Source organism: Sphingomonas sp. (assembly GCF_035714405.1).
Taxonomy (GTDB): domain Bacteria; phylum Pseudomonadota; class Alphaproteobacteria; order Sphingomonadales; family Sphingomonadaceae; genus Sphingomonas.
In genome coordinates this window covers 68,657-88,527 of sequence record NZ_DASTMA010000018.1, presented here as the reverse complement: position 1 = coordinate 88,527, position 19,871 = coordinate 68,657, and the positions used below count along the sequence as shown (strand labels likewise).

At 68.3% G+C, this 19,871-nt stretch carries 21 protein-coding genes; 6 read left to right on the top strand and 15 right to left on the bottom strand.

Annotated features, from left to right (window positions below):
- Positions 1-11: 11 nt before the first annotated feature.
- Complete coding sequence (locus tag VFQ64_RS07265; RefSeq protein WP_325102631.1) at positions 12-332, top strand: PilZ domain-containing protein; 321 nt, start codon at positions 12-14, stop codon at positions 330-332.
- Positions 333-347: 15 nt separating this feature from the next.
- Here the strand turns inward: VFQ64_RS07265 and VFQ64_RS07260 are convergent, their stop codons facing one another.
- From VFQ64_RS07260 to VFQ64_RS07250, 3 genes are read right to left on the bottom strand one after another with little or no spacing between them, the layout of a single operon-like run.
- Positions 348-869 (bottom strand): hypothetical protein, encoded by a 522-nt coding sequence (locus tag VFQ64_RS07260; RefSeq protein ID WP_325102630.1) that lies wholly within the window; start codon positions 867-869, stop codon positions 348-350.
- A gap of 3 nt (positions 870-872) precedes the next feature.
- Entirely contained in the window at positions 873-1,274 is a 402-nt protein-coding gene (locus tag VFQ64_RS07255; protein ID WP_325103409.1) for a peroxiredoxin, read from the bottom strand.
- 25 nt (positions 1,275-1,299) lie between these two features.
- A complete protein-coding gene (locus VFQ64_RS07250; RefSeq protein WP_325103408.1) occupies positions 1,300-3,897 on the bottom strand; it encodes a DUF294 nucleotidyltransferase-like domain-containing protein in 2,598 nt (865 codons plus the stop codon).
- A 150-nt stretch (positions 3,898-4,047) separates the two neighbouring features.
- On the opposite strand from VFQ64_RS07250, the gene VFQ64_RS07245 reads away from it, so the two are divergent.
- Positions 4,048-4,206, top strand: coding sequence for a hypothetical protein (locus VFQ64_RS07245; protein ID WP_325102629.1), 159 nt, complete (start codon positions 4,048-4,050; stop codon positions 4,204-4,206).
- A 49-nt stretch (positions 4,207-4,255) separates the two neighbouring features.
- Here VFQ64_RS07245 and VFQ64_RS07240 read toward each other — a convergent pair whose 3' ends face one another.
- The 3 genes from VFQ64_RS07240 to VFQ64_RS07230 all read right to left on the bottom strand — a co-directional run bounded on the left by VFQ64_RS07240 (position 4,256) and on the right by VFQ64_RS07230 (position 6,019).
- The gene (locus VFQ64_RS07240) at positions 4,256-4,900 is read right to left on the bottom strand and encodes a sigma-70 family RNA polymerase sigma factor (RefSeq protein WP_325102628.1); all 645 of its coding nucleotides are present in this window, start codon (positions 4,898-4,900) and stop codon (positions 4,256-4,258) included.
- Between the two features lie 108 nt (positions 4,901-5,008).
- On the bottom strand, positions 5,009-5,149 hold the full coding sequence (locus tag VFQ64_RS07235; RefSeq protein ID WP_325102627.1) for a hypothetical protein: 141 nt from the start codon (positions 5,147-5,149) through the stop codon (positions 5,009-5,011).
- 45 nt (positions 5,150-5,194) lie between these two features.
- Positions 5,195-6,019, bottom strand: a complete 825-nt coding sequence (locus tag VFQ64_RS07230) for a response regulator (protein ID WP_325103407.1) — start codon at positions 6,017-6,019, stop codon at positions 5,195-5,197.
- Between the two features lie 195 nt (positions 6,020-6,214).
- On the opposite strand from VFQ64_RS07230, the gene VFQ64_RS07225 reads away from it, so the two are divergent.
- The 3 genes from VFQ64_RS07225 (at position 6,215) to VFQ64_RS07215 (ending at position 8,459) form a co-directional block, all read left to right on the top strand.
- The gene (locus VFQ64_RS07225) at positions 6,215-6,427 is read left to right on the top strand and encodes a NepR family anti-sigma factor (protein ID WP_325102626.1); all 213 of its coding nucleotides are present in this window, start codon (positions 6,215-6,217) and stop codon (positions 6,425-6,427) included.
- Between the two features lie 10 nt (positions 6,428-6,437).
- The gene (locus VFQ64_RS07220) at positions 6,438-8,063 is read left to right on the top strand and encodes a sensor histidine kinase (RefSeq protein WP_325102625.1); all 1,626 of its coding nucleotides are present in this window, start codon (positions 6,438-6,440) and stop codon (positions 8,061-8,063) included.
- Between the two features lie 261 nt (positions 8,064-8,324).
- Positions 8,325-8,459: an entericidin A/B family lipoprotein gene (locus VFQ64_RS07215; protein ID WP_325102624.1), complete on the top strand. Its 135-nt coding sequence runs from the start codon at positions 8,325-8,327 to the stop codon at positions 8,457-8,459.
- A 17-nt stretch (positions 8,460-8,476) separates the two neighbouring features.
- On the opposite strand, the gene tatC is transcribed toward VFQ64_RS07215, so the two are convergent.
- The 6 genes from tatC to argS all read right to left on the bottom strand — a co-directional run bounded on the left by tatC (position 8,477) and on the right by argS (position 13,548).
- Complete coding sequence (gene tatC, locus VFQ64_RS07210) at positions 8,477-9,247, bottom strand: twin-arginine translocase subunit TatC (protein ID WP_414712878.1); 771 nt, start codon at positions 9,245-9,247, stop codon at positions 8,477-8,479.
- Entirely contained in the window at positions 9,244-9,681 is a 438-nt protein-coding gene (gene tatB, locus VFQ64_RS07205) for a Sec-independent protein translocase protein TatB (RefSeq protein WP_325102623.1), read from the bottom strand. The genes tatC and tatB overlap by 4 nt, the downstream gene beginning before the upstream one ends.
- 28 nt (positions 9,682-9,709) lie before the next feature.
- Positions 9,710-9,949 carry a twin-arginine translocase TatA/TatE family subunit gene (locus VFQ64_RS07200; RefSeq protein WP_325102622.1) on the bottom strand — a complete coding sequence of 80 codons (240 nt, stop codon included), beginning with the start codon at positions 9,947-9,949 and terminating at the stop codon, positions 9,710-9,712.
- Between the two features lie 73 nt (positions 9,950-10,022).
- A complete protein-coding gene (locus tag VFQ64_RS07195; protein WP_325102621.1) occupies positions 10,023-11,027 on the bottom strand; it encodes a glycoside hydrolase family 3 N-terminal domain-containing protein in 1,005 nt (334 codons plus the stop codon).
- Positions 11,028-11,101: 74 nt separating this feature from the next.
- Positions 11,102-11,824 carry an SPOR domain-containing protein gene (locus tag VFQ64_RS07190; RefSeq protein ID WP_325102620.1) on the bottom strand — a complete coding sequence of 241 codons (723 nt, stop codon included), beginning with the start codon at positions 11,822-11,824 and terminating at the stop codon, positions 11,102-11,104.
- Positions 11,824-13,548, bottom strand: coding sequence for an arginine--tRNA ligase (gene argS / locus VFQ64_RS07185; RefSeq protein WP_325102619.1), 1,725 nt, complete (start codon positions 13,546-13,548; stop codon positions 11,824-11,826). Before argS ends, VFQ64_RS07190 begins: the two co-directional genes overlap by 1 nt.
- 179 nt (positions 13,549-13,727) lie before the next feature.
- Between argS and VFQ64_RS07180 the strand changes: the two genes are divergently transcribed.
- A complete protein-coding gene (locus VFQ64_RS07180; RefSeq protein WP_325102618.1) occupies positions 13,728-14,009 on the top strand; it encodes a hypothetical protein in 282 nt (93 codons plus the stop codon).
- 42 nt (positions 14,010-14,051) lie between these two features.
- Here the strand turns inward: VFQ64_RS07180 and VFQ64_RS07175 are convergent, their stop codons facing one another.
- From VFQ64_RS07175 to ftsZ, 3 genes are all read right to left on the bottom strand, one after another.
- Positions 14,052-15,224 carry a deoxyguanosinetriphosphate triphosphohydrolase gene (locus VFQ64_RS07175; RefSeq protein WP_325102617.1) on the bottom strand — a complete coding sequence of 391 codons (1,173 nt, stop codon included), beginning with the start codon at positions 15,222-15,224 and terminating at the stop codon, positions 14,052-14,054.
- Positions 15,221-17,911 (bottom strand): SPOR domain-containing protein, encoded by a 2,691-nt coding sequence (locus VFQ64_RS07170; protein WP_325102616.1) that lies wholly within the window; start codon positions 17,909-17,911, stop codon positions 15,221-15,223. The genes VFQ64_RS07175 and VFQ64_RS07170 overlap by 4 nt, the downstream gene beginning before the upstream one ends.
- A 376-nt stretch (positions 17,912-18,287) precedes the next feature.
- The gene (gene ftsZ, locus VFQ64_RS07165; RefSeq protein ID WP_325102615.1) at positions 18,288-19,784 is read right to left on the bottom strand and encodes a cell division protein FtsZ; all 1,497 of its coding nucleotides are present in this window, start codon (positions 19,782-19,784) and stop codon (positions 18,288-18,290) included.
- Between the last annotated feature and the right edge of the window lie 87 nt (positions 19,785-19,871).

The following is a 19,871-nucleotide window of genomic DNA, read 5'->3' as shown; positions in this document are numbered from 1 at the left end:
AGGGGATGGGCATGGCAACCGATGTCTGGCAGTTGGACACCGCCGAAGCGATCGAACTCCGCCGGGCCGGCCGGCACACGGTCGTGGTGTCGCGCGCGACAGTGCGCGGGCAGGGACAGTCGGCGGCGGACGCCACGCTCCTCGACGTGTCCGTTTATGGTTGCCGAATCGCTGCCTTGGGCGAGCATGCGGCGGGCGACCGGCTGTGGCTGCGGCTCGACGGCGGCTGGCCGATCCCGGCGACGGTGGTGTGGGCCGATGGCGAGCGAATGGGCTGCCGCTTCGACCAGCCGATCGCCGGCAGCACCATGCGCGACCTCACCCGAGACTAGCCCGGGTCGGGGTCGCTAGCCCCCGACCTTCCGCCACGCCCGCATCGCCGCTTCATACCGCTGCGCCGCGACGTCGCGCGTATTCTCGAGCGCCTCCCGCTCGCTCGCCCACCGATCACGCAAAGCGCGCCGACGTTCGGCCAGCGCGGCCTCTTCGCGGGCAAGCGCCTGCTCCGCCGCTTTGTGAGAGGCCTCGGCGTGGGCGAGAGCGGTCTCCGCCGCCTCCACCGCATCGCGCTCCGGACGCGGCAGTGCCGGCTTTGCCTTCGCCTGCCGGGCCGGTGCCTTTTCCGGCCGCTCAGGTGGCGCGGCGGCGGCCAGCTGCTCGGCCACCGAGCCCCGCGACCGCTTCACAACTTCGCCCGGCCGCGCCAGCGGCTCGGCGGTCAATGCCGGATCGGTGACCAGCTCCGCGACCCCGCGCGCGAACAGGTCCGCGTCGGCGCCCCATGCTTTCAGGGCCGCATGCCGGCTCGGCGCCGCGACATAGGCGTCATGAAAGCCGATCGGCGTGCGAAAGACCTTCAGCTTGGCCATCGCTCAGCCGAGCGCCGTCAGCACCGCCTCGGCATGGCCGGCGACCCGCACCTTGCGCCATTCCCGGATCAAGTGACCATCAGCCCCGAACAGAAAGGTCGCGCGCTCGATGCCCCAATAAGTGCGGCCATAGAGCTGCTTCTCGCCCCACACGCCAAACGCTTCGCAGGCAGCACCGCTCTCATCGGCGGCGAGCTGGACGGCGAGATCGTATTTGGCGGCGAATTTGACGAGCTTGGCGGGCGCGTCCTTGGAGATACCGATCACCCGTGCGCCCGCCTGCGAGAACCGCTCCGAAAGCGCGGAGAAATCCTGCGCCTCGCGGGTGCAGCCGGTGGTGTCCGCCTTGGGGTAAAAATACAGTACCGCAGGCGCCCCGGTCAGGCTCGGCAGCGCCAGCGGCATACCATCCGCGAGCGTAACGCTGACCTCAGGCAGCGGCGTTGCCGTCTCCACGCGTCACTTCCTCCCAATAGCCACGCACCTCCTGCCGGGTCGCTTCCAGGGTGGCAACTACCGCGGCCCAATCGTCCAGACCGACCGCGCGCGCGATCAGGGCGCGGGTGGCGGGCGCCGGCTCGGCCGCGTCGGGCGCCACGAGGCGGAGCGTGACCAGCAGCCGGGTGAGCAGGTCATGGGCAGGCCGCAGCGTCTGCGGCGCCAGTCCAGCGACCGCCAGCGCGTCGATCGCGCGGTCCAGCCGCGGGTCGAAGCCGGCGGTGTGGCTCAACTGGACGAGATGCACCGCGAACTCCAGATCGACCAGCCCGCCGGCCGACATCTTGGCGTCAAGCGGGCCTGAGGGCGGCTTGTGGGCCGCCATCTCGTTCCGCATCCGGACCGCGTCGGCGATCAATGGCCGCGACCCCCGCGCCCCGTTCAGCACCCGGGCGATGACCGCCTCCAGGGCCGCCCGCGCGGTAGCGGAGCCGAACACCGGCCGGGCGCGGGTCAGCGCCATGTGTTCCCACGTCCATGCCTCCTGCTCCTGATACCGCGCGAAGCTGTCGAGGCTGACCGCGATCGGCCCCTGTGCGCCCTGCGGCCGCAGGCGGGTGTCGACCTGGTACAGCGCGCCGCCGGCGGTCGCGACGCTCAGCGCTGCGGTCACCCGCTGCGCCAGGCGATTGTAGTAGAGGGTGGCGCCCAGCGGCTTGGCGCCGTCGGAGGTCGCCGCGAAGTCGCCGGTGAACAGGTAGATGACATCGAGGTCCGAGGCATGGGTCAACGCCCCGCCGCCGAATCGGCCAAGCCCCAGGATCAGGAGCTCGCTGTCCGGCACGCGTCCATGCGCCGTCCGGAACTCCGCGACCGTGGCGGCGGTGAGCACCTCGACCGCGGCCTCCGCCACGCGCGCATAGCCTGCCGCCACCTCCAGCGGGTCGCCGCGCCCGGCGACGATCTGTACACCCAACGCAAACCGCTTCTCGCCGACCACCCGCCGGACATGGTCCAGCCGCGCACCATAATCGCTGACATCGCCGCCGTGCATTTCGTCGGCAAGCAGTTGTACGGGTGCAACCGGCTCGAATGCGCCGGCATCGACCAGTCCGTCGAGCAGCGCCGGCCGTCGACCGAGCTCGCGGGCCAGGGGTTCGGCGTGGCTGAGGATCTGGACGACCAGCGCCAGCAGCCCCGGCCGCGCCTCCAGCAGGCGGAAGATATTGATCGCACTCGGCAATCGCTCGAGCATCGCATCGAAGCGGATCACCGCCGCCTCTGCATCGGGCGCGGCCGCGAGCGCCGGCACCAGGGTCGGCAGCACCGCTTCCAGCGCCGCCTGCGCCGCCGCCGAACGGACGGCCGGATAGGCGCCCGCGCGCCACGCCGCGATCCGCCGCGCCCCGGCCTCTCCGACCGAGGACCCCAATGCCGCCGGATCGCGCGGGAGCGCCGCGGGCGCGTCGCCGTCGAGCTGGTCGTACCGATGTGCGACTGCCGCGACATGGGGGCGCAGTAGGTGGAGCAGGGCAGGTCCGTCCGCCACGCCATGCAGCCGGGCCACCCCTTCCAGAGCCTGCGGTCCGGCCGGCAGCAGATGCGTCTGACGGTCGTCGACCATCTGCACACGATGCTCGACCGTGCGGAGCAGCGTATAGGCATCGGCCAGCGTCGCCGCGTCCTCGGCGGCAATGTGCCCCGCAGCGGCCAAGGCCGCCAGTGCATCGCGCGTGGCTGGCGCGCGCAGCGTCGGGTTGCGGCCACCATGGATGAGCTGATGGATCTGCGCGAAGAACTCCACCTCGCGGATGCCGCCCCGCCCGCGCTTCAGGTCATAGCCCGGCCCGAAGGCCTGACCGCCGGCATAATGAGCGCGGATGCGATTGGTCAGAGCCCGCAGCTCGCCCATCGCACTGAAATCCAGCGTCCGCCGCCACACGAACGGCCGCACCGCCTCCAAAAACCGGCGCCCCAATTCGACATCGCCCGCGGCTGCCCGCGCGCGGATGAACGCGGCGCGTTCCCAGGGCAGCGCCTGGCTTTCATAATAGCCGATCGCCGCGTCGACCGGCAGCGCGATCGGCGTCACCTCGGGCGACGGCCGCAAGCGCAGGTCGACGCGCAGCACATAACCCTCCGCATCGCGTGCCTGCAGCAGCTCAACGACGCGACGGGCGATGCGGATCGCGGCGTCGCCGGGCTCCTCGCGGGGGCGGCACGGTAGCGTCGCCGGGTCGTAGAGGAGGATTGGGTCGATATCGGACGAATAGTTGAGCTCGCAGCTGCCCTGCTTGCCGAGCGCGATAGCCGCGAAACCGCAAGGTCGGGCGCCTGGGGTCCGTTCGGCGATCGCGGCGATGATCGCCCGGTCGAGCGCCTCGTCCGCGAAACGGGTCAGCAGGCCGGTGACGGTACCAAGGTCGAGCGCGCCGGCAAGATCGCCCACCGCCACCGCCAGCGCCAAGGCACGGCGCTGGAGCCGCAGTTGCGCGCCGATCCCCAGGTCGGGCGCGACGGTATCGAGATCAAGATAAACGGCGCCACGATCAAACTGTTCAACAAGCGCGGGCTCCCGCGTGGACAGCATCGCCAAGAACGGGGAGCATGCCCGTGCCCGGTCGCTCGCGGACTTCAATTCCGGCCCTTGGAAGGCGACGATCAAGCCTGAACCCAACTCGTTCCCATATGGGCAAGTCGAATTGTCGCAACCATGCTCCAAGTTAAAGGTTCTTGTCGCATGCCTGCCCTCTACCTCAACACAGGCCGTGATACGGACCAGGTCGTCGGCCGCCCGAAGGCATCCGACGCGGTGGGCGCGGCGCTGCGCGGTGTGTTCGAGTGCCCAGCCTTGCCCGACGACATGGCGCATCTGCTACGCCGCATCGACGGGAAATAACAAGCCGTCCCTTGCCGAGCCACCCCGGGTGACGACGTCACGCCGCTACCTAACGGCCGCGGCTAAGCTCCTCGACCTCGCCCATGATCGTGTCGAGCGCGGTCTTGCTCGTATCCGCGTCGTGATCGCGCCGTGACGGTAGGACGCCCTCGGTCAGCAGCGCCTCCAGCGCGACCCGTCCGCGCGCGACGCGGCTTTTGATCGTACCCACGGCCACCTGACAGATTTCGGCGGCCTCCTCATAGGCGAACCCGCCGGCGCCGACCAGGATCAGCGCCTCTCGCTGCGGCTGCGGCAGGTGCATCAACGCACGCTGCATGTCGCCGAGTTCGACATGACGGTCCTGGGTCGCAGGCGCGGCGAGGATGCGGTCGGCGACCAGATCGTCCCACTCGCCCTTGAAACGCGCGCGCCGCATCTGGCTGAGATAAAGGTTGCGCAAGATGATGAAAGTCCATGCGCGCATGTTGGTGCCCGCCTGGAACCGCTGCCGCGCAGCCCACGCCTTCAGCAGCGTCTCCTGGACCAGATCGTCGGCCAGATCCCTGCTACCCGACAGCGAACGCCCGAACGCGCGCAGGTGGGGGATGACCTGCGCCAGCTGCGCCTTGAACTCAGGGTCCGATAGCGAGACATGCTCGACGACAGGCGCGGGCGCCTCGTCGTCGTCGTCGCGCAGCAGCGGTTGGGTCATCAGATCCGTTCGAAAGGCGATGCTGGGGCGGAGCTTACCCGCAAAGACGGTAAGGGCAACAACATAGGTCGTGCGCCCGCCAATGCTAGTCTGAGGTTAAGATCGGGGTCAGCCGATCAGGAACACCACCAGGAAAGCGACGATCACGAGCGCCAATCCGACGCCCAAGACGTACCGGGTCATGCCCGGCGTTGCGCCGGCGCGTGCCTCCGTGGTGTTGATGTGGATCTGCTCGTTCGGGTCAGCCATGACTTATGTAACCCTCTATCCCCGAAATGTGTCCGCGAACCGCCGTCATGCGTCGGTCGGCAAGGTGTTCTGGTCGAAAAACAGCGCCTGGCTGATCGCCGCCTTCACCGTCGAACGCTGAAACGGCTTGGTGATCAGAAAGGTTGGCTCCGGCCGCTCACCGGTCAGCAGCCGCTCAGGGAATGCGGTGATAAAGATCACCGGCACCTCGAACTCGGCAAGGATGTCCTTCACCGCATCAATGCCGGAGCTGTCGTCCGCGAGCTGGATGTCGGCGAGCACCAGTCCGGGGCGATCTTCCATCGCCAGCGCTAGCGCTTCGTCGCGGGTCACCGCGACGCCGGTGACCTCGTGACCCAGGTCGCGCACGATGGTCTCGATATCCATCGCGATGATCGGCTCGTCCTCGATGATGAGCACCCGAGCATGGGTCTGTTTCTCGATTTCGCGCAGGGCTTCCGCAACCAGAGTCTCGACCTCGGCGGCATCGACCTCGATCAGATAGGCGGCGTCTTCGGGCGTGAAGCCCTCCATCGCGGTCAGCAGCAGCGCCTGGCGCGACAGCGGCGTGATGCGGGACAGCCGCGCACGCGCCACCGCCTCTTGGTCGTCGGCGCCCAAGTCGGCACCGGTATCGCCCGACGGCTCATGACCGGTTTCATCGAAATTCGCGGAGTTCCAGATCACCTGGAACATTCGGTACAAGCCTAGGCGCGGATCGACGTCGCGCGGGAACTGATCGGGCGCCGCGACGATCGCTTCCAGGGTCGCCCGAACATACTTGTCGCCATGCTGCTGGCTGCCAGTAAGCGCCCGTCCGTAGCGCCGCAGAAAGGGAAGATGCGGTGCGAGTTGCTGTCCAAGCGACATGGGTATGCGGTACTCCCTGGTGTCGCGCCGCCCCTGCGAAGGCCGGTCGCTTCGATATGATCGGTCCGATCGAACCCCCCAACCCGCCCCCTGGGCTTTGCGGATTATTCGCGCAAGTGCGGAACCAACGGCCCCGATTTTGGTTTCATCGCCCGACAAATCTGGTTTCGCGGGGCACGTTGCGATCGCAACGGCATGGCGTCTTATGGCTGGCATGCCGCCGAGGACGTGCAAGGGGATGGGTTCAGCTTGGCCGACAAGAGTGAGAAGAAGGCGGCGGCACAGAGCGCGGCCAAAAGGCCTCCAGGCGATCCACAAATGGGTGTTGCGCTCCGCTCCGTCTATCAGAAGACGGTCGAGGAGGCCGTTCCCGATGAAATGCTTGACCTTCTCAGCAAGCTAGACTGACACGGGGCCAATGGCCTCGCTTCCCTCGCCTTCCACCGAACCGATCGCCGATGACGGCCAGCCTGGGCCCGGGCGCTCGCGTGTTCGAAACAAGCTGTCGTGGCTTTCGCGCCAGCCGACGGGTGTCAAGCTCTTCATCATTCTCAGCCTGGGTCTGCTGCCGCTCGTTCTGATTGCCATGGCGGCGACGTTGCAGACCACCCGGATCGCCGATGCGGAGGCACGCGCGCGGCTGCGGGTGTCCAGCATCGAGACCGCCCGCGCGATCGCGATCGAGCTGGTGGGCGACATGCGCGCGCTCCATGCGGCGGCAGACGCCTTGGGTGCCGACCCACTCGACGCGCCGAGTTGCGCGCGGGCAGCCGGCGTTTTCGCTCAGCGGACGTCGGCGGGTAAGCGTTTCACGATCGTCAATGGTCGCGGCGAGGTCCTGTGCGGTGAAGCGATCCCCTTTGCCGCTCAGGAGACGACGGACAGCAACGTGGTGTCGGGAACGATCATCCCCGGACGCGGCGCGCTCCTCGCGATGAGAACGGCACGAAACAGGCTGTCCGTTCGCGCCTTCTTCCCGACCGAACGATTGGCCGCGCTGGCCGAGCCGACCAGCCGCGCCATGCCGTTCAGCAGCACGCTCGAACATGACGGCACGAGCCTGGTGCTGAAGACGATCCCTGATGTGAGCGCGCTCGACCGTCTCGAGACGATGGAGACCGATCTGGGCATCGCGGGCCTGTCGCTGCGCACCAGCATCCGCAGCGCGCCGATTTCCTCCTCGCTGATCGTGGCCTTGTTGCTGCCGCTGCTGATGTGGATCGCCGCGGCGGGCATTTCATGGCTGGTGGTGGACCGCCTGCTGATCCGGCCGCTGCGCCGCCTGCGCGCCAGTGTCGCCGCCTTCCGGCCGGGCGAAGTGATCGAGGTCGGCGGCGCCGGAGCCCTGCCTGCCGCCGAAATCCGCGAACTCGGTGACACCTTCCGCGCGATCAGCCGCACCGTCGCGATCCATGAAAAGGGGCTTGCCGAAGGATTGGTCCGCCAGACCAAATTGACCCGCGAGGTCCATCACCGCGTCAAGAACAACCTGCAGGTGATCTCCAGCCTGATCAACTTCCATGCCCGTGGCGCGCCGAGTGCCGATGCGACGGCGGCCTATTCGTCGATCCAGCGGCGGGTCGACGCGTTGGCGGTCGTCCACCGCAACCACTTCGCGGAGAATGAGGAGAATCGCGGACTCAACCTCCGCACCATGCTCGGTGAACTTGCCGCGAACATCCGCGCCACCGCCATTGAGGGCCCCGGACAATTGGGCATCACGCTGGATGTCGAGCCGCTGATGGCGAACCAGGATGTTGCTGTCGCCGTCGCATTTCTGGTGACCGAGACGATCGAATTGGCGATGAACTGCGATCCGGCCGCACAGGTGAGGATTTCAATTCATACCGGCCAGGAGCAGGGGCGGGCGGTGCTGCGGGTCGTGTCGCGCGCGTTGATCGAGAGCGATGCCCTGCGCGAGTTGACCCGCACCCGCTATGCCCGCGTCATGGAGGGTCTGTCGCGCCAGCTACGCGCGCCGCTGCACCATGAGCCGCTTGGTGGCGCCTACGAGATCGCCTTTGCGATCATCGGTCGGGCATGAGCCGGAAGAGCGTTCGAAAAATTTCTAGCTACGCTGGAACCCCCATCGAATAAGGCCGTTATGACCTTCGGATCGCGACCTTAAGCCCCCCCGCTCTCGCGATCCACGACTAGGCCCGGAAGCGTCTCCCCTCCCCCCCCTGGAGGCGCTTCCGGGCCTTCAACGTTTCTGCTTGGTCTAGATGAGTGCCGGCAGCGGAACGAAATCCGCGGCTCGACCATTCTCGTCCGTGCGCGAACTCGCGTTATCGAGGAGAATATCATGCGTAAACTGATCGGCGTCGCGCTTGCTGCCGGCGCGTTCATGGTGTCGGCCTGCAACACGGTCGAAGGCGTGGGCAAGGACGTGAAGTCCGCGGGCGACACGGTCGCCAAGACCGCCGACGACAACAAGTAAATTTCGGACGGTCGGGGCTAGACCTCGGCCCCGGCCGTCGCCCTCTCGCGCTTGCGCTCGGTGAACAGGATGCCGAGTAGGGCCAGTTCGTAAAGCAGGCACAGCGGGATCGCCAGCAGTAGCATCGACCCGACATCCGGCGGGGTCAGCACAGCAGCCACCGCGAAATTTGCGACGATGGCATAGCGCCGAGCGCCCACCAGCTGTTTCCTGGTCACGATCCCCGCCGTTTCGAGCAGCATCAGCAGCACCGGCAGCAGGAACGCGAGCCCGAACCCAAACAGGAATTGCATGACGAACTTGAGGTAGCTCGACACTTCCAGCAGCGGCCGCTGGGTGACGCCACCCAGCTCGCCCTGAAACCCCAACAGGAACTTGAGCGCAATCGGGATCGCGAAGAAATACGCCAGTGCCGCGCCGGCGCCGAACAGCACGGGAGTGGCCATCAGGAATGGCAGCAGCGCCCGCTTCTCGTTCTTGTACAGCCCAGGTGCCACGAACCGCCAAATCTGATTGGCGATGATCGGGAACGACACCATCAGACCGGCAAAAAACGCCACCTTCACCTCGACGAGGAAAGCACCGTAGACGTCGGTGTTGATCAGTTCACTCTGCCCCGCCAGCGGCAGCGGCGCCACCAGGATCGCCAGGATCGGCCGCGCGAAATACAAGGCTCCGCAAAACGCCAGCACCAGCGCCAACAAGGACCAGAGCAGGCGGCGGCGCAGCTCGATCAGATGGTCCAGCAGCGGCGCCCGGCTGGCGTCTGCTTCCGGTTCTTCGCTCACGATGGAGCCTTGGCGTCAGCGGGAGGGCCAATGTCACCAGGCGCGGGCTTCAGCACCGGCTGCTCGACCATGACGGGCTGGCTGAAGAGATCCGGCTCATCTTCAGCACCCGGCTCACGGCCTTGCGGATTTGCCGGCGACGCATCGTGGTCGGTCGTCGCGACCTCGTCGGTCGACGGAGCATCCGCCGGTCCGCCCGCGCTGTGCTCCGCCATGATTCGGGCATTCTCCTCCGCCCATTTCTTCTCCATCTCGGCCAGCTCCGCCTCACGCACCATGCCGTCGAACCCCGAGCGGAACTGGCGCGCGACGCCACGGGCGCGCCCGACCCAATAGCCGAGCACCCGCATGGCCTTGGGCAGGTCCTTGGGCCCGATCACCACGAGGGCGATGATCGCCACCAGCAGGAATTCGGACGGCGCGATGTCGAACATTCAGCTCAGCCGGCGAGCGAGGAGACGATCACCGTTGCTCGTCGCGCACTCGGTTGCCGTCGCGGTCAAAGGCGGGCTCGGCCCCCTTCTGCCCCTCGATCCGCGACGCCGGCTTGGCGGGATCGGTGTCTTCCTCCGACATGCCTCGCTTGAAGTTCTTTACGCCCTTCGCGACGTCGCCCATTAGGCTGGAGAAGCGTCCGCCGCCGAGCAGCAGGATCGCGACGACCGCAAGGATGAGCAGATGGATGGGGCTGAAGCCGCCCATGACGTATCTCCTGGTGACAGCAACGGCATTTAGGCGCCCTTGCCGTCATTTGCCACCTCGCATTGGCGAAGGTTCAGCCCGTTATCGCCAGGAACGCGTCCCGGCGCGCGATCAGCTCGTCAAAGTCGCCGTCCGGCGTATCCCGCATCGCCATCGCCCGCTCCAGCCGCGCCAAGGTCGCCGGTGGTGCGTCGCCCAAGAGCGACGCGATCTCGACCATCTCGTCCATGCGTGCCCAGCAATCGAGCGCCACGTCGCAACCCGCAGCGATCGCGCCCGCCGCCTTCTCGCCCGCGCTGCCCGACAGCGCCTTCATGTCGATGTCGTCGGTCATCAGCAAGCCGTCGAAGCCGATGGCACCGCGGATGACCTGCGCGATGACGGTCGGGGACAGCGTCGCCGGTCGCTCGCGGTCCCAGGCTTCGAACACGATGTGCGAGGTCATTCCCATGCCGGCACCGTTGAGCGTGCGGAACGGCTCCAGATCGACCTCCAGCTCCGCCGCCGTCGCGGTCACGGTCGGCAGGAGATGATGGGTGTCCACCCGCGCCAGACCATGGCCGGGCATGTGCTTGATGACGCCGACCACACCGCCCGCGCGCAGGCCTTCCAGCATGGCCCGCCCCAAGGCCGCGACCCGCATGGGTTCAGCGCCATAGGCGCGGCAGGTGATCGCTTCGGTCGTGTCGGGTCGCGCCACATCCAGGATCGGCGCACAGTCCACGGTCACGCCGACTTCCCGCAGCATCAGGCCTAGCGCCTCGGCATTGGCGCGCATCGCCTGGATCGCGGTCATCGGCGCGATTTCGTAAAGACGATCAAAGGCGGGGCCGGCAGGAAAGGCGGGCCATTCCGGCGGCGCCATTCGCGCGACCCGCCCGCCCTCCTGATCGATCAGGATCGGCAGGTCGTCGCGACCGGTCATCGCCCGCAGCGAGTCCGTCAACGCAAGCACTTGCGCCCGATTCTGGATGTTACGTCCGAACAGGATGAACCCCAACGGCTGCGCGTCGAGGAACAAGGCGCGCTCGTCGGCGGTGAGCGTAGGGCCGGACAGGCCGTAGATGACGGGCTTCATGGCGAGGGTCTAACCTCCCCACCCCGCCTTCGTCACCCTGAACTTGGCCGTGATCCTATCTACGCCCCGGTATTTCAGCTCGCGACGAAGCAGCTCTCGCCCGCGACCTTCAGCCGGCCACAGATGTCCGCCGCCTGGTTTGCACCGCCGGCATTAACGCGCAGGCGATACAGCGTCTTGCCCCCGGTCGCGACCGGCTGCACCGACTTGCCGAGCGGCGCCAGATAGGCAAACCGCTTCGAGAACGACGTCCACGACGCATTCGCCGCCGCTTCGGTCGGATAGGCGCCGAGCTGCACCAGCGAGCCACCCGAGGCTGCCCCAGGCGCGGTGGTGCGTGTTGCCGTCAGCGGCTTGGCGGCCACCAGCTTGCCGCCCGAAGCGGGCACCTGCGCCACCGCATTGCGTCCGCCCGCACCTCCCAGGGGCAGCGGCTGCGCCGCGCGCCTGCCGTCGACCGGCGCTTCGGGCACCGCCTTCAGGTCGATGGCGCCGCTGCCCGGCTTGCCGTCGCTGGTCGCGACCGCGGTCGTGCCCTCGCCCTTGACCTTCAGCCCGCCCGGGTCTTCCGGTTTGATCTTGTAGTCGCCTTCCTGGGCGGCGATCAGCTCGCCATCGGCGGCGGGGGTGCGGTTCTGCAGCTGGTAGATGCCGAAGATGATCATCGCCAGCACGGCGAGGCCGAGCAGCACCAGCGCGATCACGCGGCCGGCGGGGGGACCCTCCGGCTCGTCCGGCTCCACCGTCTCCAGCCAAGGCAGGCGATCCTCGTCCCTCAGATCCACCGCATCCGCCATCACTTCATCTCCGAGACCGCTTCGACGCCCATGAGCGCCAGCCCGTTACGGATAATCTGTCCGACCGCGTCCGCCAAGGCGAGACGCGCGCGCGTCGCCTCATGGTCGTCGGGCTGGAGAAAACGCCGCGCGGGATCGTCGTTGCCCGCATTCCACTCCCCGTGAAAGGCCGCCGCCAAGTCGTAGAGATAAAAAGCGATGCGGTGCGGCTCGCGTGCCGCCGCCGCGGTCTCGACCACGCGCGGGAACTGCGCCGCCAGCCTGACCAGCTGCAGCGCCTCCGTCCCAAGCAGGGACAGGTCGCCGGCGCCGTCGGCGATCCCCGCCTCGATCGCCCGCCGGTGCAGCGAAGCGATGCGGGCATGCGCGTATTGGACGTAGAAGACGGGATTGTCCTTGGACGCCTCGACCACCTTGGCGAAGTCGAAATCCATCTGCGCGTCGGAGCGCCGGGTCAGCATCGTGAAGCGCACGACGTCGCGGCCAACCTCTTCCACGACATCAGCAAGCGTCACGAAGTTACCCGAACGCTTGGACATTTTCACCGGCTCGCCGTTACGGAGCAGCCGCACCATCTGCACCAGCTTGACGTCCAGCGGCTTGGCCCCGCCCGTCAGGGCCGCCACGGCCGCAACGATCCGCTTGACGGTGCCGGCATGGTCCGCGCCCCAGATGTCGATCAGCTGATCGGCACGTTCGGCCTTCTGGAAATGATAGGCCATGTCGGCGCCGAAATAGGTCCACTGCCCGTTCGACTTGCGGATCGGTCGGTCCTGGTCATCGCCGAACGCCGTGGAGCGGAACAGCGGCAGCACCACCGGCTCCCAGTCGTCCGGTGTCTCGCCCTTGGGCGCCGGCAGCACCCCGTCATAGATCAGGTCGCGCGCGCGCAGCTCGGCCTCCGCCACTGCCGGTTTGCCCGCCGCCTGCAGCTGAGCCTCGGATGCGAAGACCTGATGATGGATGCCGAGCAGCGCCAGGTCGCCCCGGATCAGGTCCATCATCGCCGCCACCGCGTGCGTCCGGAACAGCGGCAGCCATTCGGCCTCGGCCGCACCCGAGAATCGATCGGAGAACTCGGCGGCAAGTGCGTGTCCTACCGGTACAAGATAATCGCCGGGGTACAGTCCCTCGCCGATCTCCACCGCCTCGCCGAGCGCCTCGCGGTACCTCAGGTGGACGGAGCGGGCGAGCACGTCGACCTGCCCACCCGCATCGTTGACGTAATATTCGCGGATCACCTCGGCGCCCGCGAACTCCAGCAGTCCGGCAAGCGCGTCGCCCACCACCGCACCGCGACAATGCCCCATATGCATTGGCCCGGTCGGGTTGGCGGAGACATATTCGATGTTGACGGTGATGCCGCGGTAACGGTCGGAACGACCATAGTCGTCTCCGGCGGACGTGATCGCCGCTACCTCCTCGCGCCACGCGCCGTCGCTCAGCCGCAGGTTGATGAAGCCCGGCCCGGCGACCGCGACCTCGGCGACCTCATCCAGCTTGCGCAGCTCGACCGCCAGCGCTTCTGCGAGCACCTTGGGATTGGTGCCGGCGGGCTTGGCGAGCACCATCGCCGCATTGGTGGCGAGGTCGCCGTGACCGGTGTCGCGCGGCGGCTCGACCGTCACATTGCAGCGGTCCACGCCGCCCGGCAGCGTGCCCACGGCGGTCAGCTGGTCGAGCGCGGCATCCACATGCGCGGCGTAGCGGGCGTAAAGAGACATGGCGTCGCCCTAGCGGCATAGCGCAGGGACCGCAAAGAGGCTGACCTGCACATGCACCCGGCGCAATCGGCGGCATTGCGTTTGCATTTGCAACTCATGCTGCAGCGCAATATTCAGGCAGTAGAAGTTTAGAGGAAGGACCTGACGGGCTCGACGCATCAAACAGCGAGGGTCTGATCATGAAGACGTTTCTCTCGAGCGCGGCGCTGGCCGCCCTCTTCATCCCCGCCACGGCGTTCGCGCAGGCCGCTGAGCAGCGCTTCACCCGCGACGGCATGACCTACGTCTACACGGTCACTCCGGCCGCCAAGGGCCGCCAGGTCATCGAGGGCCACCGCCTGCCCAGCGGCTCGGCATTCCGGCTGGTCGTGAACGGCAAGCGCGTCGACGGCATGTCCGGCGGGCAACCCGTGTCGTTCCGGACTCCCAAGCCGAGCGCGACCCTCGTCGCCGCACGCTGACTTCGGTCACGTCGCCTCGGGGCCGAACCCGAGGTGACGTGACTAGAAGCCTTCGGGCAACTCCACCGGCCCGATGATCTCTCGGTACTTCGACACGGCGAAGCGATCGGTCATGCCTGCGATATAGTCGGCCACCTGCCGACTTCGTCCCGGCTCGTCGGACGGCACGACGCTCCACCTGTCTCCCATCAGTGCTGGCTCGGCGTGGAAGGCGTCGAATAGGCCGGCGACCACCGTCCGTGCCGCGGCCGCGGCGGTCAGCTGATGGGGATGGTGGTAGAGATTGGCGTACATGAAGCGTTTCAGCGTCCGCTCCTCCTCTCGCATCGCGGCAGTGAAGCCGACCAGCGCATGCCGAGTCGTGCGCACCGCGTCCACGCTGTCGATCCGCGCCTCGGCGATCCGCGCGCGGGTCTCCGCGAGCAGGTCGTTGACCATCACGCCGATCTGCGCGCGCACCAGCTCGCGATGGAGCCGCAAGCCCGAAGCATCGGCCGCGATGTCCGGGAAGCGCGCCTGCACCGCCGCCCAGCCGCGCGCGACCATCGGGACTTCCATCAACTGGTCCAGCGTCAACAGCCCTGCGCGCAGACCGTCGTCGATGTCGTGATTGTCATAGGCGATGTCGTCGGCGATCGCCGCGACTTGGGCCTCCAGCGAGGGCCAGCTGTCGAGCTGTAGCGGAAAAGCCGCATCCGCCTCGCGCATCGCCCAGCCGGAGTGCCGCTGCGGGCCGTTGTGCTTGGCCAGCCCCTCCAGGCATTCCCAGGTGAGGTTCAGCCCATCCCAGCCCGGATACGGCCGCTCGATCGCGGTCAATACGCGCAGCGTGTGGCCGTTATGGTCGAAGCCTCCGGCCTCGTTCAGCGCCGCTTTCAGGGCATCCTCGCCGGCATGGCCGAAGGGTGGATGGCCGATGTCGTGCGCGAGGCAGATCGCCTCGGTCAGATCCTCGTTCAGCCCGAGCGCGCGCGCAACGGTGCGGCCGATCTGTGCCACCTCCAGGCTGTGCGTCAGGCGGACGCGGAAATGGTCGCCGTCGGGCGCCATGAATACCTGCGTCTTGTGGCGAAGCCGCCGGAAGCTGATCGAGTGGATGACCCGGTCGCGATCACGCTGGAAAGCATCCCGAGGCCCACGCAGCGCGTCGGTCGGTTCATGGTGCCGCCGCCCCCGGCTCCGCGCCGGGTCCGCGGCATAAGGGGCAGGCGTCACTTGGCGTCCAGGCGCGTGATCTTCTGTCCGGGCTCGCTGGTGAAGGTAAAGGCCGAGACGCCTGCCTTGGCGAGCTGGTTGACGTGCGCGCGCGCCTCGGCATCGGTCTTGAATGGGCCGGTGAGCACGCGGTTGGTTGCGCGCAACGGGGTCGTATAACCGCGCCGGCCCGACAGCGCGTCGGGCGCCTTGGTGCTGGCGGCGCGCCACGCCTTGATAAGGTCGCCCTCGTTGGCGCCGCCGGCGACCTGCACCCAAATCCGCTTCGGCTCCGCGCTGACGAGCTTCTTCTCGGCGGCCGCCGCCTTGTCGGCCACGGCCTTCTTGTCCGTGGCATCCTTTTTCTCGGCGAGCACCTTCTTGTCAGACGCCGCTTTCTTGTCCTGCGCAGCCTTGCGGTCCGCCACCGCCTTCTTTTCGGCCAGCGCCTTCTTGTCCGCGGCGGCCTTATCCGCGGTCCGATCCACCAGGCTCTTGGCCTCGGTCATGCGCCGAGCGGCCGTACGCTGCGGCCCGGTTTGCGCCACGTCCAGTTCGGATGCCGGGATGGTCAGGCCGGCGACGATCTTCGACAAAGCCGTGTCCCCCTCGCCCCGCGCCAAACGGGAACGGCGTGAGGCCAGCACCGGCGGGGCCTGGACCCGGGCGACGAGCGGTGCCAGCGGCGTCGACACGACGGCTGTCGGCACGGCAACCGGCGCCACAGTCGTGATCGGCGTCTGTGCCGCCGCGACCGCAGGGCTCGCAGGCTCGACGGCGATGACCGGACGGGCCGGCGCGTCGCTCGTGGAGATCCCCACCGGCAGCGGCGTTGGGGCTGCGGCCACGATCGTGGCGGAAGGGCTGGCCGCGACCGGTGACGGGGTCGCCACGACGGCGGCAGGTAGGCTCACGCCGGGGTCGCCGTTGGCTTGCGGCCCGGCTGCGAGCGGAGCGGGCAGGACCGCAGCCAAGGGAGGCGCGACCGGCGGCTGCGGCGCCACAACCTCGGGAGCGGCCATGCCCGTCATAGCTGTCACCGGCGCGCCGCTCGCTACAGGAACGGTCACGGTCGGTACCGGCGTCGACGGGGCAAGGATGGTCGCAGGGGCAACGGGCGGAACCGTAAAGCCCGGCGTCGGCGCCCGCGCCGCTCCGGCGGCCGGGCTCGGCGCCGGGCTGATAATCGTAGACGCCAACCCGAGCGTCATCGGCGGAGCCAGTGCATTCGCGACGGCTGTGTTGTTAGCCGCCGCGGTCGGGACCGGCGCCATGACCGGCTCGCGCGGGATCGGCGCCACGACGGTCGTGGTCGTCGGATCGGTCGGGCCGAGCGCGAGCGACGTCTGCGGCGCCACCCCGACACGCGGCACCGGTGATCGAGTCGCCACCGCCATCGGCACCGCCGCACTCGCCGCCAACACCGGATCGCGACGGAGGGGGGCGGGGATCGTGCCCCGCGGACGGATCGTCGCGGCGGCGAGGCTCGCCTGCTCCGCTTGGGTCAAGGCACGGCCATTGACCGGAGCCACGCTCGTCCCTCGAGACTCGCTTGACCGCGTCGTGCGCGGCACGTTGCGCAAGCCCGCGCGCGTGAGGCTGGCGAGCTCGCCCTGCGACAGCGGCCGATCGCGCATCGCCGTCACCGTCGAGGGCGGTTGGTAGAGCGGCGCCTGATAGGCGGGCGGCTGCGGCGCCGGCTGCATGACCGGCGGCGGCGGCACCGTCGCGAGCTGTACCGGTTCCCGCCGGTCGCGATCTCGCCTGTCACGAGCCTGCCGATCGCGATCCTCTCCGTCGCGATCCCGGCTATAGCGGTCGCGCCAATCGCGATTGTCCCGGTCACGATCGCGCCGATTGCGCTTTGGCTCGACGGCCGGTGCGGGCCGCGCGGCCGCGATCCGCACCGGCAACGGCTCCAGCGCGAGCGGCGCCTGTCGTGGCGCCAGCCGCGCATCGGCCAGCCGCACCTGCGACGGCCGCGTCTCGCCGAAATGCACCGCGAACGCCCGGTCGATTGGCGACAGGCGGGGCAGTTCGGCGAAGAAGCTGCTCAACCCCGTCGCCGCGCCGGGCGGCATCATGGTCTGCGCGATTCGAGACGCTTCCGCCGCATCCCCGCTCAACGCCAGCACGAACGCCCGCGTGCGCCACGCCGCCCGGTCATTCTGGCGGATCAGCGGCGCGAGTTCGTCCAATGCCTGTGCTTGCCGGCCCGCGATCGCCAGCGACATCGCATAGCGCCGCCGCGTCTCCGCGTCGGGCCGGCTGGCGAGCGCGAGCTTGTAGTCGCGATGAGCCCGCCCTGGGTCGCCCAGCAGGTCCCAGGCCAAGCCCCGGTCGCCGGCGAAGCGCGCCGCCGGCAGCCCATAGAGCTCCGCCGTCGCGAAATAGCGCATCGCCTCCGCCGGCCGCTGCGAGCGGACCAGGATCGCGCCCTCCCCTGCCTTGGCGCGGCCAGAGCGCGGGTCGATCTTTCCGGCCCGCACGAAGAACGAGCCCGCGGCGGTCAAATCCTCCAGTCGTACCGACAGCTCGCCCGCGGTCAGCAGCGCATCAAGATCGAGCGGGTTGGACCCGACACGCCGCACCGCCATCGCCAAAGCATCGGCGTCCGACACGCCGACCGGCTGGTACATCCCCTGTCCAAGCACCGGCGCCGAAGCCGTGGCAAGCAACAAGGCCAAGGTCATTCGCGGAAAAGTCATGGACTTCCAGTTAGTAGCGGCGCAACCGAACGCAACATCGATCAAGGCAACCGTTACACTCGACGCGTGCTCCGACCGCAAGCGTCCGCGCGGCAGCCGGAGGCGCGGGGAAGACGAAGTGGTTGCGGAGCCCTCCCTCACCGCGGCGAGAGAGAAGGGAGACTTAGCGGTTCGGCGTGGCTCGGGCAGTTAGCTGCCGCGACGGAGCGTCTTCGCTCGTCAAGGACAGGTCCTCACCTCCGCAGTCCGCCGACGAGTCCCGCATCCTCTGACAAAGGCGAGTATGGATGGCTTGCAGGCAACTGGCTACGCCGCAGCGGAACAGCATCGTTGGAGGGAGGAGCGCCGCCGACCCCATTGGCGCGGCGCCCGCGCGCTACTGATTACCCTGCTTGTGCAGGAACCGGGGGATATCCACCGCCTCCGCTCCGTCCGCAGCCTCGTCGCGCTGCGCGCCACGCGCCGCGTTGGACATGCGCTCGAACAACGTACCGCCAAGCTTCACGCGTGGCGTCGGCTGCGCCGGCGCCGAATCGGTCTCGTTGCCAGGGGCAAGCCAGCGGCGCGCGGGCTCAGCGGGACGCACCGGCGGGACGCCATAGGCATCGTCGGAGAAGGTCTTCGGAGGCGTCGACACGATGGCCTCGGCGCCCAGCACCAGTTCCTCGTCGGCGGCGTCCGCCGTCTCAGGCGCAAGATCCGCGGCCATGCCGAGATCGAGCGGCTCCTCATCGGCGGCCGCGACCTCCGGCTCCGGCGCCGCTTCGGGCTGCGCGGCCGCGACCGGCTGCTGCGCGTCGCTGGGGCGGAAGGAAGTGGTCTCCTCGCGCTTGCCGCCGCCGAACGAAAACGAGCGCGCCGGCGCCGCGGCGGCCGGCTGCTCGGCGGGACGTGCCTGCGCTTCGATGCCGGTCGCCACCACCGAGACGCGGATGCGCCCCTCCAGATCGGGGTTGAACGCCGAGCCCCAGATGATGTTAGCGTCCGGATCGACCAGGTCGCGGATGTGGTTCGCCGCCTCGTCGACCTCCAGCAGGCGCATGTCGTCGCCGCCGGTGATCGAGATGATGACGCCCTTGGCGCCCTGCATCGACACGCCGTCGAGCAGCGGGTTGGCGATCGCCTTTTGCGCGGCTTCGAGCGCGCGGTTGTCGCCGCTCGCCTCACCGGTGCCCATCATCGCCTTGCCCATCTCCTGCATCACCGAGCGGACGTCGGCAAAGTCGAGGTTGATGAGGCCCGGCATCACCATCAGGTCGGTGATGCCGCGCACGCCCTGCTGCAGCACCTCGTCCGCCATCGCGAACGCTTCCTTGAAGGTGGTGTTGGCGTTGGCGATCAGGAACAGGTTCTGGTTGGGGATGACGATCAGCGTATCGACGTACTTCTGCAGCTCCTCGATGCCGCCCTCGGCCGACTTGGCGCGACGGTTGCCCTCGAACGCGAACGGCTTGGTCACCACGCCAACGGTCAGGATGCCCATATCGCGCGCCGCCTTGGCGATCACCGGCGCGGCGCCGGTGCCGGTGCCGCCGCCCATGCCCGCGGCGATGAAGCACATGTGCGCCCCCTCCAGCCGCTTGGCGAGGTCGTCAATCGACTCCTCGGCGGCGGCGCGGCCGATCTCCGGCCGGCTGCCCGCGCCCAGCCCTTGCGTGATCTTGGTGCCGAGCTGGATGCGCGTCGGCGCGGTGGATTGTTTCAGCGCCTGCGCGTCGGTGTTGCAGACCAGGAAGTCCACACCCTGCACCTCGGCCCGCATCATGTTGGCGATGGCGTTGCCGCCCGCGCCGCCGACGCCGATCACCGCGATGCGCGGTGTCAGCTCGTCGACTTCGCCATGATCGTCTTGGGCCAGAAATTCGATACTCATCGCGCTGCTACTCCGCCCCCAGGAATTCTGGTCCAGTCACTCAAGTGACATGATTAACCGTTCTGCCCCAACGATTCCCGGCATTCC